This is a genomic window from Mesorhizobium sp. M1078 (genome assembly GCF_040318615.1).
Lineage (GTDB): Bacteria > Pseudomonadota > Alphaproteobacteria > Rhizobiales > Rhizobiaceae > Mesorhizobium.
This window is the reverse complement of sequence record NZ_JAMYMP010000035.1, coordinates 1-16,068: the sequence shown is the minus strand read 5'-3', so window position 1 is coordinate 16,068 and position 16,068 is coordinate 1. Positions and strand designations below refer to the sequence as shown.

Annotated in this window: 15 protein-coding genes and 2 pseudogenes; 12 read left to right on the top strand and 5 right to left on the bottom strand. The window is 63.8% G+C overall.

What is annotated here, in order from left to right; genetic code table 11:
- Positions 1–263: 263 nt before the first annotated feature.
- Positions 264–704, bottom strand: a complete 441-nt coding sequence (locus NKH38_RS28000; RefSeq protein WP_023685065.1) for an Lrp/AsnC family transcriptional regulator — start codon at positions 702–704, stop codon at positions 264–266.
- A 146-nt stretch (positions 705–850) separates the two neighbouring features.
- On the opposite strand from NKH38_RS28000, the gene rocF reads away from it, so the two are divergent.
- Both rocF and ocd read left to right on the top strand, forming a co-directional pair.
- Positions 851–1,786, top strand: coding sequence for an arginase (gene rocF, locus NKH38_RS27995; RefSeq protein ID WP_352764725.1), 936 nt, complete (start codon positions 851–853; stop codon positions 1,784–1,786).
- Complete coding sequence (ocd, locus tag NKH38_RS27990; protein ID WP_023692901.1) at positions 1,783–2,844, top strand: ornithine cyclodeaminase; 1,062 nt, start codon at positions 1,783–1,785, stop codon at positions 2,842–2,844. Before rocF ends, ocd begins: the two co-directional genes overlap by 4 nt.
- A gap of 6 nt (positions 2,845–2,850) precedes the next feature.
- Here ocd and NKH38_RS27985 read toward each other — a convergent pair whose 3' ends face one another.
- Together NKH38_RS27985 and NKH38_RS33480 are read right to left on the bottom strand one after the other, a co-directional pair.
- On the bottom strand, positions 2,851–3,852 hold the full coding sequence (locus NKH38_RS27985) for a LacI family DNA-binding transcriptional regulator (protein WP_023692902.1): 1,002 nt from the start codon (positions 3,850–3,852) through the stop codon (positions 2,851–2,853).
- Positions 3,853–3,942: 90 nt separating this feature from the next.
- Positions 3,943–4,128 (bottom strand): annotated as a pseudogene (locus NKH38_RS33480) (ABC transporter permease); the annotation flags it as partial.
- 59 nt (positions 4,129–4,187) lie between these two features.
- Here NKH38_RS33480 and NKH38_RS27975 point away from each other — a divergent pair.
- Together NKH38_RS27975 and NKH38_RS27970 are read left to right on the top strand one after the other, a co-directional pair.
- Complete coding sequence (locus NKH38_RS27975) at positions 4,188–4,943, top strand: COG4280 domain-containing protein (protein ID WP_352764723.1); 756 nt, start codon at positions 4,188–4,190, stop codon at positions 4,941–4,943.
- A complete protein-coding gene (locus NKH38_RS27970) occupies positions 4,940–5,155 on the top strand; it encodes a hypothetical protein (protein WP_023672157.1) in 216 nt (71 codons plus the stop codon). The genes NKH38_RS27975 and NKH38_RS27970 overlap by 4 nt, the downstream gene beginning before the upstream one ends.
- On the opposite strand, the gene NKH38_RS27965 is transcribed toward NKH38_RS27970, so the two are convergent.
- Positions 5,106–5,780 (bottom strand): methyltransferase family protein, encoded by a 675-nt coding sequence (locus NKH38_RS27965; RefSeq protein ID WP_352764721.1) that lies wholly within the window; start codon positions 5,778–5,780, stop codon positions 5,106–5,108. The two genes, NKH38_RS27970 and NKH38_RS27965, sit on opposite strands and share 50 nt — an antisense overlap.
- A 57-nt stretch (positions 5,781–5,837) precedes the next feature.
- Between NKH38_RS27965 and NKH38_RS27960 the strand changes: the two are divergent.
- From NKH38_RS27960 to NKH38_RS27950, 3 genes and pseudogenes are all read left to right on the top strand, one after another.
- A pseudogene (locus NKH38_RS27960) lies at positions 5,838–6,207 on the top strand (hypothetical protein); the annotation flags it as partial.
- A 120-nt stretch (positions 6,208–6,327) separates the two neighbouring features.
- The gene (locus tag NKH38_RS27955) at positions 6,328–6,999 is read left to right on the top strand and encodes a winged helix-turn-helix domain-containing protein (RefSeq protein ID WP_023672160.1); all 672 of its coding nucleotides are present in this window, start codon (positions 6,328–6,330) and stop codon (positions 6,997–6,999) included.
- A gap of 56 nt (positions 7,000–7,055) precedes the next feature.
- Entirely contained in the window at positions 7,056–8,444 is a 1,389-nt protein-coding gene (locus NKH38_RS27950; protein ID WP_023692904.1) for a HAMP domain-containing sensor histidine kinase, read from the top strand.
- A gap of 192 nt (positions 8,445–8,636) precedes the next feature.
- On the opposite strand, the gene NKH38_RS27945 is transcribed toward NKH38_RS27950, so the two are convergent.
- Positions 8,637–9,506 (bottom strand): helix-turn-helix domain-containing protein, encoded by an 870-nt coding sequence (locus NKH38_RS27945; RefSeq protein ID WP_023672161.1) that lies wholly within the window; start codon positions 9,504–9,506, stop codon positions 8,637–8,639.
- Positions 9,507–9,612: 106 nt separating this feature from the next.
- On the opposite strand from NKH38_RS27945, the gene NKH38_RS27940 reads away from it, so the two are divergent.
- The 5 genes from NKH38_RS27940 (at position 9,613) to NKH38_RS27920 (ending at position 15,954) form a co-directional block, all read left to right on the top strand.
- Positions 9,613–10,881, top strand: coding sequence for an ABC transporter substrate-binding protein (locus NKH38_RS27940; RefSeq protein ID WP_023672162.1), 1,269 nt, complete (start codon positions 9,613–9,615; stop codon positions 10,879–10,881).
- Positions 10,882–11,083: 202 nt separating this feature from the next.
- Positions 11,084–11,944 carry a carbohydrate ABC transporter permease gene (locus NKH38_RS27935; protein ID WP_023745911.1) on the top strand — a complete coding sequence of 287 codons (861 nt, stop codon included), beginning with the start codon at positions 11,084–11,086 and terminating at the stop codon, positions 11,942–11,944.
- A gap of 13 nt (positions 11,945–11,957) precedes the next feature.
- A complete protein-coding gene (locus tag NKH38_RS27930; RefSeq protein ID WP_023672164.1) occupies positions 11,958–12,794 on the top strand; it encodes a carbohydrate ABC transporter permease in 837 nt (278 codons plus the stop codon).
- A gap of 13 nt (positions 12,795–12,807) precedes the next feature.
- On the top strand, positions 12,808–13,887 hold the full coding sequence (locus NKH38_RS27925; protein WP_352764716.1) for an ABC transporter ATP-binding protein: 1,080 nt from the start codon (positions 12,808–12,810) through the stop codon (positions 13,885–13,887).
- Between the two features lie 27 nt (positions 13,888–13,914).
- The gene (locus tag NKH38_RS27920; protein ID WP_352764714.1) at positions 13,915–15,954 is read left to right on the top strand and encodes an aldo/keto reductase; all 2,040 of its coding nucleotides are present in this window, start codon (positions 13,915–13,917) and stop codon (positions 15,952–15,954) included.
- Positions 15,955–16,068: the final 114 nt, after the last annotated feature.

Genomic DNA, 16,068 nt, shown 5'->3' with positions numbered 1-16,068 from the left:
CGCACCTTGGGAAAATGCTTCATAATCCATCGAAACACAACGGCCGCCAGAGGCCGCACGTTGCGGCCTTTTATCCTGCCATCAGCCTTGGCCTGTGGCAAGCGTCCGGTCCTTGCACCGTTGAAGCTGGTGCAATCTCGCGTCATGCCGGCTTCCTCCGTCATGTGGAGGATAGCTGCGGCCCCAATGAGATTCGTCAGCCAGGCGACCCATTCGCCAGTTCCGCCCAAAGCTTTGCGTGAACACGCCGGCCGGAACGGCGGCTAAGCCAGCCGCGCCCTTGTCGTCCTCGGCGTTGCCAGCAGCAGACTTGTCTCGCTGCCGGTTATCCCCGGGATTAGCCGGATTCGGCGCAGAACCGCGTCGAAATCGGTGAGCGAGGCCGTGCCGAGTTCGACCACCAGGTCCCAGCGGCCATTGGTGGTGTGAATGGTCGAAACCTCAGCGAGACCGCCGAGCGCCCGGACCACGCGGTCGGCGGCATGGCCCTCGATCTCGATCATCATCACGCCGCGTATCCGCTGGTCGACGGCGTCGGCGCGCAGCACCACCGTGTAGCCGATGATCTCGCCCGTTTTTTCCAGTCGCTCCATGCGCGCCCTGACCGTGGCGCGCGACACCCCGAGATCGACCGCGAGATCGGAGATGCTGCGCCGGGCATCATGCCTGAGCAGCGTGACCAGCCTTTCGTCGAGCAAGTCCATCATTCTATCCACTTTGACCAAACTGACTTATCGAATTGATAAATCATTCTTCTCGAAATGCCAATTTCGCCTGTTCAAACTGCCGGTCCAGGATGGTTCATTCCACGCATCAATTGCCCAATCAATTTGCAAGGACACCAAAAACCATGCGCTGCAGGATCGTTGGCGCGCCGGTGCAGGACGGCGCCGGCAGGATGGGATGCGAGATGGGGCCGAGCGCGCTGCGCACGGCCGGGCTTGTCTCGGTGCTGTCGGAACTCGGCCACGAGGTCGAGGACTGGGGCGCGGTGCAACCGGCCGCCGTGCGCGCAATCGTCCACGGCAATCTCGCGCTGAAGGCCCTGCCGGAGATTTCCGCCTGGACGGCGGCAATTGCCGAGACCGCCTATGCGGCTTCGCGAGACGCCATGCCGATCTTCCTTGGCGGCGACCACGCGATATCGGCCGGCACGGTGTCGGGCATAGCCCGCCGCGCCGCCGAACGCGGCCGGCCGCTCTTCGTGCTGTGGCTCGACGCACATCCCGATTTCCACACGCTCGATACCACCGTCAGCGGCAATCTGCACGGCGTGCCGCTCGCCTATGCCAGCGGCCGGCCGGGCTTCAACGGTTATTTCCCGGACCTGCCTGTCGCCGTCGACCCTGCCCACATCTGCGTCATGGGCCTGCGCAGCGTCGATCCGGCGGAGCGCCGGGCGCTGAGCGAAGCGGGGGTTACCGTGCACGACATGCGCACCATTGACGAGCACGGCGTTGCACCTTTGCTGCGCGCCTTCCTGGCCATCGTCGAAAAGGAAAACGGCCTGCTGCATGTCAGCCTCGACGTCGACTTCCTCGACCCCTCCATCGCGCCGGCCGTCGGCACCACCGTGCCCGGCGGCGCCACCTTCCGCGAGGCGCATCTGGTGATGGAGATGCTGTCCGACAGCGGCCTGGTCTCCAGCCTCGATCTGGTCGAGCTCAACCCGTTCCTCGACGAGCGCGGCCGCACCGCCACGCTGATTGTCGACCTCGCCGCCAGCCTGATGGGCCGGCGCATCATGGACCGCCCGACCCGCAGCCATTCCGGAAGCATTGCATGACCCAGCCTTCCCGCCTTGCCATCGTCCCCTTCGTCAGCGTCGACCGCATGATGAAGCTGGTGCTGACCATCGGCGTCGAGCGGTTCCTCACCGAACTCGCCGCCTATATCGAGGAGGATTTTCGCCGCTGGGAGCTGTTCGACAAGACGCCGCGCATCGCCTCGCACAGCCATGACGGCGTCATCGAACTGATGCCGACCAGCGACGGCCGGCTATACGGCTTCAAATATGTCAACGGCCATCCCAAGAACATGCGCGAGGGGCGCCAGACCGTCACCGCCTTCGGCGTGCTCGCCGATGTCGGCTCCGGCTATCCGATGCTGCTCACCGAAATGACGATCCTGACGGCGCTGCGCACCGCGGCGACCTCCGCTGTCGCGGCCAAATATCTGGCGCCGAAAGGCGCGCGCTCGATGGCCATCATCGGCAATGGCGCCCAGTCCGAATTCCAGGCTGTCGCCTTCAAAGCGCTGCTCGGCATCGACCGGCTGCGGCTCTACGACATCGACCGCTCGGCTTCGGAAAAATGCGCCCGCAACCTCGCCGGCAAAGGCTTTGACATCACCATCTGCGCCACCGGCCAGGATGCTGTGGAAGGAGTCGACATCATCACCACGGTGACCGCCGACAAGCTGTCCGCCACCATTCTGACCGACAACATGGTCGGTTCCGGCGTGCACATCAACGCGGTCGGCGGCGACTGCCCCGGCAAGACGGAACTGCACCGCGACATCCTTTTGCGCTCCGACATCTTCGTCGAGTTCTCGCCGCAGACGCGCATCGAGGGCGAAATCCAGCAGCTCCACGCCGACCATCCGGTGACCGAGTTGTGGCAGGTGATGACCGGCAAGGCGGAAGGCCGCAAGACGGCGGAACAGATCACCTTGTTCGATTCCGTCGGCTTCGCCACCGAGGATTTTTCCGCACTGCGCTATATCAGAGACCAGCTTCAGGCCACCGGCCTCTACGAGGAGCTCGACCTGCTCGCCGATCCCGACGAGCCGCGCGACCTCTTCGGCATGCTGCTCAGGGCAGCGCTGCAGCCGGCAGCCGCCTGAGGGGCTTCAGCCGCGCAACGGCGCGCAGCTCTCCCGTTCGACGAGCACCGGGGTGAGCACTTCGCGGCGCGAATGCGCCGCCGGTTCGGCAACCCGCTCGAGCAGCAGGCTGACCGCCCGCGTGCCGATCTTCTCGACCGGCTGTGCGATCGTCGTCAGTGGCGGCCAGGTGGTGACGGCATAGGGTATGTCGTCGAAGCCGATCATCGACATGTCGCCGGGGACCCGCAATCCGCGCCCGCGCAGCACTGTCAGCGCGCCCATGGCCATCAGATCGTTACAGGCAAACAGCGCCGTGATCCCCGGCGCCTGCGCCATCAGCCGCTCCATCGCCATGCGGCCGCCGGCGAAGTGGTAGTCGGAATCCACCACCGAGGCCGGCGGCAGGTCGAGGCCGGCTTCCTGCAGCGCCCTGGCGAAGCCGCGCAGGCGGGCGGGGCTGGAGCTGGAATCGCGCGGGCCGCCGATGACGCCGATCTTCTCGTGACCGAGCCCGGCCAGATAGCGGCCGGCGAGATAGCCGCCATAATCGTGATCGACCAGCACGGAATCGACATTGACCGAATGGATCTCGCGGTCGATCAGCACCGCCGGGACGCCGGGCAGAAGGCTGGAGAACACCCGCGCATGATCGGACGAGCCGGCAAAGATCAGCCCGTCGATCTGCTTGGCCATCAGCACCTGGAGGTAGCGCTCCTCCTTCTCGGCGCTGCCGTCGGAGTTGCACAGGATCACCGTATAGCCGGCAAGGAAGCCGGCATCCTCGATCTGGCGTGCCACGCCGGCGAAGAACGGATTGGAATTGTCCGGCAGCAGCAGGCCAATGGTCTTGGTCTCGCCGCGCCTCAGGCTGCGCGCCAGCGTGTTCGGACTGTAGCGCAAGGCGGCGATGGCCGAATGCACGCGCTCGGCCGTCTCCGGCTCGACATGGCGCGTGCGGTTCATCACATGCGAGACGGTTGCGACCGACACTCCGGCATGGCGCGCGACATCGGCAATCGTCGTCATTTCTTGTCCCCTAGTGCATGTCGCCCGGAGTGTCCGGCGGATCTGGGAAAATGACATCCATAAAACAAAAACCAAAAAGCGCGACGCGCTTTATCGGATCACCCTCAACAGCTTTTCCCGATAGGCATCCAGAATGACGGCGAGCACAATGACAAGGCCTAGCACGATCGGCTTGAAATTGTCGCCGACGCCGAGCAGCTCGTAGCGACGCCGGCGACCGGGCCACCGATGTTGACGCAACAGATAGACCATGGCGACGATGCCGGCGCGTTCTCCCTTCCGCCGGAGCGCTGTATCCTTCTCAGGCTAGTGATTCCCGCAGACAGGAAACCTTCATGAACGGCCTGACGCCCATACTTTCCACCGTGACCGCCTCGTTCCTTGCCTCCTTCGTCGAAGTGGTCGAGGCCTTCACCATCGTGCTGGCGGTAGGCGTCACCCGCAGCTGGCGGCCAGCGCTGACAGGCGCGGCGCTGGCGGTGGCGGTGCTGGCGGCTCTGGTGCTGGCCTTCGGACCGCTGCTGGCGCTGATTCCCATTGCGGTGCTGCAGTTCGTCGTCGGCGTGCTCCTAGTCCTGTTTGGCATGCGCTGGTTGAGAAAGGCCATTTTGCGCAGTGTCGGCGTCATCGCCCTGCATGACGAGGACGCGGCCTTTTCAAAGGAAACCGCCGCTTTGCAGCAGCAGGCCAATGACCGCCGCGCCGATTATCTGGCCGGGCTCGCGGCCTTCAAGGCGGTGCTGCTCGAAGGTGTCGAGGTGGTGTTCATCGTCATTGCCGTCGGCGCCGCGCATGCACAGACCTTCTATGCCAGCCTTGGCGCGTTGGCAGCCTTCGTCCTGGTAACGATCATCGGCCTTGCGGTGCACAGGCCGCTGGCGCGGGTGCCGGAAAACGCGCTCAAATTCGCCGTCGGCCTGATGTTGACAAGCTTCGGCATTTTCTGGACCGGCGAAGGCCTGGGCACCGACTGGCCGGGCGCCGATCTGGCGCTGCTGGCCATCTTCGCAATCATCGCCGTCGCGTGCTTCGCCATGGTGCGCTGGTTGCGCGCCAGCTACCCCAAGGCTGCACAAGGAGTTGCTCGATGAACGTCGTCCGCCTCATTCTAAAGGAGCTCGTCGGCATGTTCATCGACGACGGCAGCCTTGCGACGCTGGCGCTGCTGTTGATCGTAGCGATTGCCGCGGCAGTGAAGCTGCTGGCGTTGCCGCCGCTTGCCGGCGGCGTCCTGCTTCTGCCCGGCTGCCTCGTCATCCTGCTCTACAGCGTGCGCCGCGCGGCACGGCGCTCCGGTCAGTAGAGGGTGAAAAACACCGGCAGCATGCCGCTGATCCGCAACTGCTCAATCGTCTCGATGGCCGGGAACAGCGCCAGGAAATAGAGCCCTCCGTGAATGTCCGCCGCAACGCCTTTGTCGAGAACCGGCGTTCGGCTTGATCGTGAAACAGCAGCGGGTTCGGCCAGAAAGGCGGCGTGCGTTCGGCATAGACGCTGTAGGCGGGGCCGAACTTTCCAAACAGGAACTCGGCTTCCTTGCGCACCGTCACCCGGAACACCAGGTAGCTCACCAGAGCCAGCGCCGCCGCCACCAGCACCGAGCCGTACATCAACCCGACGCCCGCCGCGCCGACCGTGGAAAAGAAGTAGAGCGGGTTCCGGCTCATCGAGAACGGGCCGATGGTGACCAGCTCGTCGTTCTTCCTTCCGCCGACATAGAGAATGCTCCACAGACGGCCAAGGAAGCAGACCAGCACGAAGCCGATGCCCAGCGCCTCAATGTATTCGTGCCCGTCCGAGCCTTCGACGAGAAAGGGCTTGGTGAACAGCAACAGCATGACGGCGAGGGCTGCCGCCACTTGTATGACGAGCAGGCGCTTGTGCTGGTCGAACGCCTTCGCTGCCGGCTTGGGGGGAGCGTAGCTCATCATAGTTCCTGCACCCCGGCAGGGGCTCATAGCGCCGGTGTCTCGCCACCCACTAGCGAGACGGCGGCCGACTATCTGGCCGTCAATCTTGGCTTCGGACTGACCGTCACCTCGCTGATCATGACCGGCATCCTTGTCGTCGCGCTGGCGCTGCAATTCGCGCAGAAGCGTTATGTGCCATGCCTATTGGCTGGCGGTGGTGCTGATCAGCGTCGTCGGCACCTTGATCACCGACAATCTGGTCGACAATTTGGGCGTCCGTCTGCAAACCACCACGATTGCCTTGGGCGATGTCCATACTTGGGCAAAGCCGGTATTCATCGTTCTGATCTGCATTCATGCCGGTGCGGCACTCTTCCATCATTTTATTCTGAAAGACGCCGTGCTGCGCAGGATGCTTGTCCCTGCGCGCGATCCGGTCGGATGACACTTATGGACATGTGCAACGACCACGAGCGACCAGGCGCCGGCGGATATTCTAGGAACGGACCGCCGCCGGTGCTAGCATGCCGCTCTGGCAAAGCCTCGGCAACAGACCGGAACAGAGATGCGACTTCTCCTTGTTGAGGATGACCCCAGGACCGCAGACTATGTCGTCAAGGGCCTGAGCGAAGCCGGGCATGTCTGCGATCTGCTGCGCGACGGGCATGACGCGCTGTTTGCCGCGACACGCGACGCCTATGACGTGATCGTCGTCGACCGCATGCTGCCCGGCCTCGACGGCCTGTCGATGATCAAGGCGGTGCGGGCGGCGGGCGTGCGCACGCCGGCGATCTTTCTGACCTCGGTCGGCGGCGTCGACGACAGGGTTGAAGGGCTCGAGGCCGGCGGCGACGACTATCTCGTCAAGCCATTCGCCTTTTCCGAACTGCTCGCCCGCATCAACGCGCTCGGCCGTCGCCCTGCGGTGCAGGAGCTGAAGACGACGCTGCGCATCGCAGACCTCGAAATGGACCTGATCCAGCGCCGCGTCACCAGGCAGGGCCAGGCGATCGACCTGCAGCCGCGCGAATTCAGCCTGCTCGAAGTGCTGATGCGCGGCGAGGGCCGCGTCATCACCCGCACCATGCTTCTGGAACGGGTCTGGGATTTTCACTTCGACCCCAAGACCAGCGTCGTCGAAACCCATATCAGCCGGCTGCGCGCCAAGATCGACAGGCCGTTCGAAACCGCGTTGATCCACACCGTGCGCAACACTGGCTACAGTGTTCACGACTGAGGCGCGGCATGACAGAAACTTGCCATGACTGAAGCTTGCCATGACTGAAACGCACTATGACTGAGACAGGCTCTCGCCTGCTGCGCAGCACGCCGTTTCGGCTGGCCCTGACCTTCGCCTTGCTGTTCGTGCTCGCCTTCATCCTGTCAGGCGCCATCGTCTACCAGCTGATGAGCGCGGATCTTGCCGAGCAGCTCGACCAGTCGGTCAAGGAGACCTATTCGGTCGTGGCGGTGACCTATGCCGGAAACGACCGGGAGGATCTGGTTTCGGCAGTCGACAGCCACGCCGCGCTCAGCCCGAGCAAGGAACAGCTGTTCTCGCTCACCGATCCCGCCGGCAATCGCCTGGCCGGGAATTTCACCGCCGCCGACCTTCCCGATGGCTTTTCGGATTTTGCCGCTTCCCTGCCAGGCGTTGCGCCGGACACTATGTACCGCGCCTGGACCGGTTCGGTCGGGCCCAACAGCCTGACAATCGCCTTCTCGCTCTCCGAAACTGAGGAGCTGGAACGCATCGTTTTGATGAGCTTCGGCTGGGCCACCCTGATCATTTCAGGGCTGGCGGTGGCTGGCGGCGCCTTGCTGGCGTCGCGTGTGCAGCGTCGCCTCGACGGCATTGCCACCACCATGGACGATGTCTCCAACGGCCGGCTCGACGCCCGCATTCCACTGCTCGGCAATGGCGACGACATTGACGGCGTCTCGCGCCAGGTCAACGCCGCGCTGGAGCGGCTGGCGGCGCTGGTGGACGGCATGCGCCAGGTCAGCGCCGACATCGCGCATGATCTGAAGACGCCGCTCAACCGGCTGCAGATGATTTTGGAAGCTGCGGCCGACAGGACCGCGCGGGGTGAGGCCGTTGCCGATGAGCTGGCGGAGGCACGTGGGGAAAGCCTGCAGATCAACGATACTTTCGATGCGCTGTTGCGTATTGCCCAGATCGAGGCCGGCGCCCGCAAGTCGCGCTTTGTCGATCTCGACCTCACCGGCGTCATCGATGCCATTGCCGAAATCTACGCCGGTGTCGCCGAGGATGACGGCAAGTCGCTGTCGGCCACGATCGTCCACGGCACCCCATGCCTGGTCCACGGCGACCGCGACCTGCTGACGCAATTGTTTGCCAATCTGGTTGAGAACGCGCTGCGGCATTGCCCCGATGGCACGGCAATCCTTCTATCGGTGCGGCGGCAAGGCGACCGCATTCTGGCTGAGGTCGCCGACAATGGCCCCGGCATCCCGGCGCAGGAGCGCGAAAAAGTGTTCCAGCGGCTCTACCGGCTGGACTCCAGCCGCACCACGCCCGGCAGCGGCCTGGGCCTCAGCCTTGTGCGGGCCATCGCCGACCTGCATGGTGCAACGATTGCGCTGGAGGATCGCCGGCCTGGGCTGGCGGTAATTGTCGGGTTTCCTCGGGCGGAGGGCACCGGTCCCGGCTTGAAATGACAACGCCAGAGCCAGGTCGACCCCACTCCGTCGAGCGAAGCAGCGACGGAGTGGGGGAAGGCGCTCATGAAACGCCAAGTCGCTGACAACTTTCTCCAAGTTGATGATCGCATCCGACAAAGGCGGTCGCGATTAGCCTTGCACATGTTTCCACCCGGAACGGCTGCGGGTTGATCAAGATGACCGTTGAACCTATCGGCCCACCGCACCCCGGCGAAAATCCGAGGGCGACATCCCTGCCAGCTTGCGGAAGGATTTGTTGAAGGCGCTGAGCGAGCCGAAGCCTGAATCCATGGCGACGCGCAGCACATTGGCGTCTTCATGCATCAGCAGCGCCTGCGCGTAGCTCAGCCGCAGCAGATTCATATATTCGTTGAGCGTCATGCCGGTCGATTTCTTGAAAATGCTCATGGCGTATTTGGGATGGATGTCGGCCGCCGCCGCGATGTCGACGCAGTCTATGTCGTAGAGGAAATTCTCGGCGATGAAGTCGCACATGCGACCGACATTGCGCAGCGATTGCTGGTCGAACGGGCCGCCGGGTTCCTGGCCGATGGCGGTTTCCGGCACCAGCCGGTAGGGCTCGAAGCGCACCCGCTCCAACCGCAGCAGCAGCTCGTTCACGGCGTGCTCGGTTATCGCCGCATCGCCCGAGCGGAAATAGCGGTTCCAGCGCTCGAAATTGTGATGGTCGGCCTGGTCGGTCGCCGATGTCACCAGCGTGGCGCCGGTCATCAGCCTGTGGCGGACATCCGTCGGCAGATGCAGGCGGAAGAAATGCACCAGCGGCAGATGCGCGCCGGCATAGATGGCGTCGTCGGAGAGATCGTCCATCTGGTGCGGCAGCCCGCCCCAGAACAGGCACATGTCGCCGGCCGACAGCGAGATCTCGTGCTCGTTCATGCGGTAATGCACGCTGCCGCGGACGATGAAATTGACCTCGACCTGGGCATGCCAGTGCGGCTTCAGCATCACCAGCGGATGGTTGTGAAACATCTGCAAAGCCATCGGCAGGCCTTCGACGCTGCTGGCGCCAGGCTGGTAAAACGGCCGTTCCGGCATCTTACTTTCCGCCCATCTTTTATTCCCGTTGTCAGGGACAAGCCTTCCGCGCCGCCTAGTCTAGCCATGCTCGCGAAGAGAGAGCAAATGAAATGGGAGGATTTCAATGCGCACGACACTGATCTGTGCCGCGCTGGCGCTTGGCCTGGGCTCAGGCCCGGCTTTGGCGCAGTCCGGCGAAATCACGATCTGGAGCTGGAATATCGCCGCTTCGTCGCTGAAGGCGACGGTGGCCGGCTTCAACAAGCAGTATCCCGACGTCAAGGTCACCGTTCAGGATCTCGGCAACCAGCCGACCTATGACAAGTCGATCGCCGGCTGTGCGGCCGGCGGCGTCGGCCTGCCCGATATCGTCTCGATCGAAAACGGCGAGGCCGAGAACTACTGGAGCCAGTTCCCCGATTGCTTCGTCGATTTGCACACGCTGGGCTACACCGCCGACGACCAGAAGAAATTCCCGGATTTCAAGCGCACCGAATTGGAGGTCGGCGACAAGGCCTATGCCATGCCGTGGGATTCCGGCCCAGTCGCCGCCTTCTACCGCCGCGACTTCTACGAGAAGGCCGGGGTCGATCCGGCCTCGATCAAGACCTGGGACGATTTCATCGCCGCCGGCAAGAAGGTCCAGGCCGCCAATCCCGGCGTCACCATGACCAATGCCGATTTCAACGGCGACACCGAATTCTTCCGCATGATTTCCAACGAACAGGGCTGCGGCTATTTCGCCGCCGATGGGCAGTCGATCACCGTCAACCAGCCGAAATGCGTCGACACGCTGGCCAAGATCAAGGACATGAAGGACGCCGGCATCATCTCGTCGGCCGACTGGGGCACCAAGATCACCAACAACACCGCCGGCACCGTCGCCACCCAGGTCTATGGCGGCTGGTATGAGGGCACCATCCGCACCGAATCCGCCGGCGAAAACGGCAAATGGGGTGTCTATCTGATGCCGAGCCTGACCGCCGACGGCCCGCGCGCCGCCAATCTCGGAGGCTCGTCGCTCGCCATCACCTCAGCCTCGAAGAACAAGGAGGCCGCCTACGCCTATCTGAAATACACGCTCGAGACCAATGAAGGCCAGATCACCATGCTCAGGGATTTCGGCCTGGTGCCGTCACTGATCTCGGCGCTCGACGATCCCTATGTCTCGCAAGGCCTGCCCTATTGGGGCGGCCAGGCAGTGTGGAAGGACATTCTCGCCACGCTGCCCAAGGTGGTGCCGAGCCGCGGCACGCCGTTCCAGAGCGACGCCGAAATCATCATGCGCGCCGTGCAGACCAAATATCTCGGCGGCGGCTATCCCGATGCCAAGGCCGCCCTCGACGACGCCGCCAGCCAGATCGCTTCGGCGACGGGACTGCCGATCAAGTGACCAAGGCGGTGATGCTGGCGGGCCAGATATAGGGCAATTTGCCGGACCGTTGGCGCTGCCCCTCACCTGCCTGCCGGCATCCTCTCCCCGTATAGTGGCGGGGAAAGGGACGCTCTCGCCCAACAGATCGCCAATTGCCGGCGGCGTCCGCCGGCTAACAACACGCCGGATATCAGCCGGGAAAGAGGAAGGAGGAGGAACCATGCGCTACCAGAACGCCACGGCCTATCGCTTCCTCACGCCCTACCTCCTGATCTTCGCCATCTTCTGGGTGTGGCCGATCATCTCCTCGTTCATGATTTCCTTCCAGGCGACGCGCACGGTGCCCTGGCGCTTTGCGCCGACGTTCAACTGGGGCCGCCTGATCGGCGACCCCGCTTTCTTCAACGCGCTGAAGAACACGCTGCTCATCCTCGTCATCCAGGTGCCGGTGATGATCTCGCTGGCGATCGTCATGGCGGTGCTGCTGAACTCGCCGCTGCTGAAAGCACGTGGCCTCTACCGCTTCGCCTTCTTCGCTCCGGTGGTGGTCGGCGAGGTCGCCTATTCCGCCGTGTTCCGGCTGATGTTCAATCTCGATTTCGGCATCATCAACAAGCTGCTCGCCGGCGTCGGCCTGTCCAAGATCGACTGGTTCTCCAACGTCACACCGGCCATGGCGCTGATCATGATCGCGGTAACCTGGCGCTGGGCCGGCTACAACGCCATCATCCTGCTCGCCGGCCTGCAGTCGATCCCCGAGGATGTCTATGAAGCAGCGACGCTCGACCGCGTCAGCAAGCTCAAGCAGTTCTTCTACATAACGCTGCCGCTGCTCAAGCCGGTCATCGTGTTTTGCGCCGTGCTGTCGATCATCGGCACCATGCAGCTGTTCACCGAGCCGTTCCTGATCACCGAGCGCGGCGGCCCCGGCGGCGGCACCGAGACGCTTGGCCTGCTGCTCTACCGCCAGGGTTTTCGCTCGCTCAATTTCGGCTACGCCTCGGCCGTCGCCTACACCATGGCGGGGCTGGCAATCGCCATCACGCTGGTGCAACTGTGGCTGACACGAGAGCCCAAATGAGAGGGGAGGCGAAATGAGTTCGCTCTCGCAACGACGGCTCGGCCGCAGCGTCCTGCTGCATCTGGTCCTGACGCCGCTGGCGGTGATCTGGCTGTTTCCGCTGTGGATGATGGTGGTGTTTTCGACCATGCCCGACAACGGCATTTTCAGCCCCGGCATCGAGCTTCTGCCGCACGGCAATTTCGTCGACAATTTCAACAACCTGCAGCGCGACACCAATTTCGTCGGCGCTATCGGTATTTCGGTGGCGGTGGCGGTGACCTACACCTTCTTCTCGGTGCTGCTGACCTCGATGGCCGGCTGGGCGCTCGCCCGCTATCAGTTCTTCGGCAAGGGCGCGGTGGTGGCGATCATCCTCGGCACCATCACGCTGCCCTATGCGGTGGTGCTGATCCCGCAATTCATCATGGTGGCGCGCGACTTCCAGCTCGCCAACACCTGGATTGCGCTGATCGTGCCACCCTTGTTCAATTCGCTGGGCGTGCTGTTCATGCGCCAGGCTTTCTCGATGATGCCGGCCGACCTTTTCGACGCGGCACGTGTCGAGGGCGTCAAGGAATGGCGTATCTTCCTGTTCGTCGCTTTGCCGCTGGCGCGGCCGATGCTGGCGGCGCTCGCCATCATCCTGTTCCTCGCCTCGTGGAACAATTATCTCTGGCCGCTTTTGATCAACAGCCAGCCCGGCGCGATGACGGCCCCTGTGGCGCTCGGCACGCTGATCGGCCTGACCAAGGTCTCATGGGGCGGCATCATGGCCGGCGCCGTCATGCTGACCGTGCCGATGCTGGTCGTCTTCGTTCTGCTGCAGCGCCATTTCATCGCCGGCATCGCCGCCGGCGCCGTCAAGTAGGGACAACAGCGATATGGCGGCAGTCACCCTCACCAATGTCGTAAAACGCTTCGGCGTCTATGAGATTATCCATGACGCCAATATCGATATCGCCGATGGCGAGTTCGTCGTCTTTGTCGGCCCGTCGGGTTGTGGAAAATCGACGCTGCTCAGGATGATCGCCGGGCTGGAGGATATCAGCGGCGGCGAGATCGCCATTGGCGGCAAGGTGATGAACGATGTCGAGCCGGCCGAGCGCGGCATCGCCATGGTGTTCCAGTCCTACGCGCTCTACCCGCACATGAGCGTGGAGCAGAATCTGAGCTTTGGCCTCAGGATGACCGGCAACCCCAAGGAGGACACCGAGCGGCGGGTGAAGCGGGCCTCCGAAATCCTGCGCATCACAGAGTTGATGGCGCGGCGGCCGAGGCAATTGTCCGGCGGCCAGCGCCAGCGCGTTGCCATCGGCCGCGCCATCGTGCGCGAACCGCAAGTCTTCCTGTTCGACGAGCCGTTGAGCAATCTCGACGCCGAGCTGCGCGTCCAGATGCGGGTCGAGATCTCGCGCCTGCACAAGGAACTCGGCACAACGATGATCTATGTCACCCACGACCAGACCGAGGCGATGACGCTGGCCGACCGGATCGTCGTGCTGCGCGGCGGCCATGTCGAGCAGATCGGCAGGCCGCTCGATCTCTACGACAATCCCGACAACCAGTTCGTCGCCGGCTTTGTAGGCTCGCCGAAGATGAATTTCATCAAGGGCCGCGTCGTCGGGCGCAACACGAGCAGCGTCACCGTCGAGCTGGTGGGCGAGGAAATGACCCGCATTATGCAACCGTTGACCGGCGCCGTGCCGCAAACAGGAGCCAAGGTCATTGTCGGCGTGCGGCCCGAACATTTCGGCAATGGCGGCGAAGGCGACGCCGACCTCACCGTCGGCATCGACGTGGTCGAGCATCTCGGCGGCACCAGCTTCATCTATGCCAGGACCGCCCATGGCGAAGACCTGGTGATCCAGCGCGACGCGGCAAAGGTCCCCGACACCCAGGCGATCACCGTGTCCATCCGCAAATCCTATCTGTTCGATGAAAACGGCCAGCGGCTGCGCTGACCTTCCAGCTATGCAAGGAGAATGACCATGACTGCAACCGCGCCCATCCGCTGGGGGGTACTCGGGCCCGGCGACATCGCCAAAGCGTTCGCCCGCGGCGTGGCAGGCTCGCGCACCGGCACGATCGTGGCGCTCGGCGCCCGCAATCCCGGCAAGGCAGGCCTGGCCGAGACGTTTCCCGGCGCCCGCATCCTCGACGGTTACGACGCGCTGCTCGCTGACCCCGAGGTCGACGCCGTCTATATCGCCATCCCGCATCCCGGCCATGCCGAATGGGCAATCAAGGCGGCGGAAGCCGGCAAGCATGTGCTGTGCGAAAAGCCGCTGGCGCTGACCGCCTTCGAGGCCGACGCCATGATCCATGCTGCGCGCAAGGCCGGCACCTTCCTCGGCGAAGCGTTCATGTACCGGCTTCACCCGCAGACGGCGAAGCTGGTCGATCTGATCAAGTCGGGCGTCATTGGCGATGTCAGGCTGATCAAGTCGAGCTTCGGCTTCGCCATGCCGGGCTCCATGCCCGAGCACAGGCTCTACGCCAACGATCTCGCCGGCGGCGGCATCCTAGATGTCGGCGGCTATCCCGTCTCGATGGTGCGGCTGATTGCCGGGGCTGCGACTGGAAAACCCTTTGCCGAGCCGGACAAGGTTGTCGGCACCGCCCATCTCGGCAAGTCCGGCGTCGACGAGTGGGCCTCGGCGCTGCTGCATTTCCCCGGTGGCGTCGTCGCCGAGGTGTCCTGCAGCATCTCGCTGAAACAGGACAATGTCCTGCGCATCCTCGGCACCAAGGGCCGCATCGAGGTGCCGGATTTCTGGTTCGCCGGCGGCGGCAACCGCGATGGCGGCCCTGGCCGGATCGATGTAACTCTCGCCGACGACACGCGCGAGACCATCAGCGTCAACGAAACCCGCCATCTCTATTCCTTCGAGGTCGACGCCGCCGGCGAGGCGATCCTGGCCGGCAAACAGGAATTCGCCTGGCCGGGCATGGGCTGGGCCGACAGTCTCGGCACGCTGCGTGTGCTCGACAAATGGCGCGCTGCCGTCGGGCTCGAATATGAGATCGAAAAGCCGGCTAAGCGAACGAACACCCTTTCGGGCCGGCCGCTGCGCACCGGCGGCACCGCCATCGGCAAGCGCAAGATTCCGGGCCTGTCGAAGCCGACCTCCGTGGTGGCGCTCGGCTTCGAGGATTTCCGCACCTTCTCGTCGGGCGCAATCCTGCTCGACGCCTTCTTCGAGGCCGGCGGCAATCTGTTCGACACCGGCTATGTCTACGGCGCCGGCTACACCGAAACGCTGCTTGGCCAGTGGCTCAGGAATCGCGGCGTGCGCGAGCAGTCGGTGATCATCGCCAAGGGCGCCCACTCGCCGCTCTGCTATCCCGATGTCATCGGCAAGCAGCTCGCCCAGTCGTTGGACCGGCTGCAGACCGACCATGTCGACCTCTATTTCATGCACCGCGACAACCCGGATGTGCCGGTCGGCGAATTCGTCGATGCGATGGACGCCGAGGTCAAGGCCGGCCGCATCCGTGGCCCGTTCGGCGGCTCGAACTGGACGATGGCGCGCATGGACGAGGCGATTGCCTATGCCGAGCGCACCGGCAAGCAGAAGCCCGGCGTGCTCTCCAACAATTTCTCGCTGGCCGAGATGCTGGAACCGATCTGGGCCGGCTGCATCACCTCGTCCACCGACGACTGGAAATCCTGGCTGACGAAAAGGCAGATGCCCAACTTCGCCTGGTCGAGCCAGGGCCGCGGCTTCTTCACCGACCGCGCCGGCCGCGACAAGCAGGACAATGAGGAGCTAGTGCGGGTCTGGTACTCGGAGAAAAATTTCGGCCGCCGCGACCGTGCCATCGAGCTGGCGCAGCGCCTGGGCAAAAGTCCGATCCACATCGCGCTCGCCTATGTGCTGGCGCAGCCTTTTCCGTCGGTGCCGTTGATCGGCCCGCGCACGCTGGACGAGTTGGAGGACAGTTTGAAGGCGCTGGATATCAAGCTGTCGGCGGAGGATGTGGCGTGGCTGGATAGCGAGCCGGAACGGCGGCGGCTTAGCAGCTAATCTCCCCCTTCAGGGCATAGGCGCTAAGATAGGTATTGCCCTGCGGAATCGGGTGTGATTCTACACTGCGATGACACACGAATCGCTTGTTGATGACGGCTGGGCCGAGACGAT

Excerpts from the sequence above, each read along its gene's own strand:
- NKH38_RS27940 (WP_023672162.1), top strand. The coding sequence starts at position 9,613 with ATGCGCACGACACTGATCTGTGCCGCGCTGGCGCTTGGCCTGGGCTCA.
- NKH38_RS27930 (WP_023672164.1), top strand. The coding sequence starts at position 11,958 with ATGAGTTCGCTCTCGCAACGACGGCTCGGCCGCAGCGTCCTGCTGCAT.
- NKH38_RS27970 (WP_023672157.1), top strand. The coding sequence starts at position 4,940 with ATGAACGTCGTCCGCCTCATTCTAAAGGAGCTCGTCGGCATGTTCATC.
- rocF (WP_352764725.1), top strand. The coding sequence starts at position 851 with ATGCGCTGCAGGATCGTTGGCGCGCCGGTGCAGGACGGCGCCGGCAGG.
- NKH38_RS27955 (WP_023672160.1), top strand. The coding sequence starts at position 6,328 with ATGCGACTTCTCCTTGTTGAGGATGACCCCAGGACCGCAGACTATGTC.
- NKH38_RS27920 (WP_352764714.1), top strand. The coding sequence starts at position 13,915 with ATGACTGCAACCGCGCCCATCCGCTGGGGGGTACTCGGGCCCGGCGAC.
- NKH38_RS27985 (WP_023692902.1), bottom strand. The coding sequence starts at position 3,852 with ATGACGACGATTGCCGATGTCGCGCGCCATGCCGGAGTGTCGGTCGCA.
- NKH38_RS27945 (WP_023672161.1), bottom strand. The coding sequence starts at position 9,506 with ATGCCGGAACGGCCGTTTTACCAGCCTGGCGCCAGCAGCGTCGAAGGC.
- NKH38_RS27975 (WP_352764723.1), top strand. The coding sequence starts at position 4,188 with ATGAACGGCCTGACGCCCATACTTTCCACCGTGACCGCCTCGTTCCTT.
- NKH38_RS27925 (WP_352764716.1), top strand. The coding sequence starts at position 12,808 with ATGGCGGCAGTCACCCTCACCAATGTCGTAAAACGCTTCGGCGTCTAT.
- NKH38_RS27950 (WP_023692904.1), top strand. The coding sequence starts at position 7,056 with ATGACTGAGACAGGCTCTCGCCTGCTGCGCAGCACGCCGTTTCGGCTG.
- NKH38_RS27965 (WP_352764721.1), bottom strand. The coding sequence starts at position 5,780 with ATGAGCTACGCTCCCCCCAAGCCGGCAGCGAAGGCGTTCGACCAGCAC.
- NKH38_RS28000 (WP_023685065.1), bottom strand. The coding sequence starts at position 704 with ATGGACTTGCTCGACGAAAGGCTGGTCACGCTGCTCAGGCATGATGCC.
- NKH38_RS27935 (WP_023745911.1), top strand. The coding sequence starts at position 11,084 with ATGCGCTACCAGAACGCCACGGCCTATCGCTTCCTCACGCCCTACCTC.
- ocd (WP_023692901.1), top strand. The coding sequence starts at position 1,783 with ATGACCCAGCCTTCCCGCCTTGCCATCGTCCCCTTCGTCAGCGTCGAC.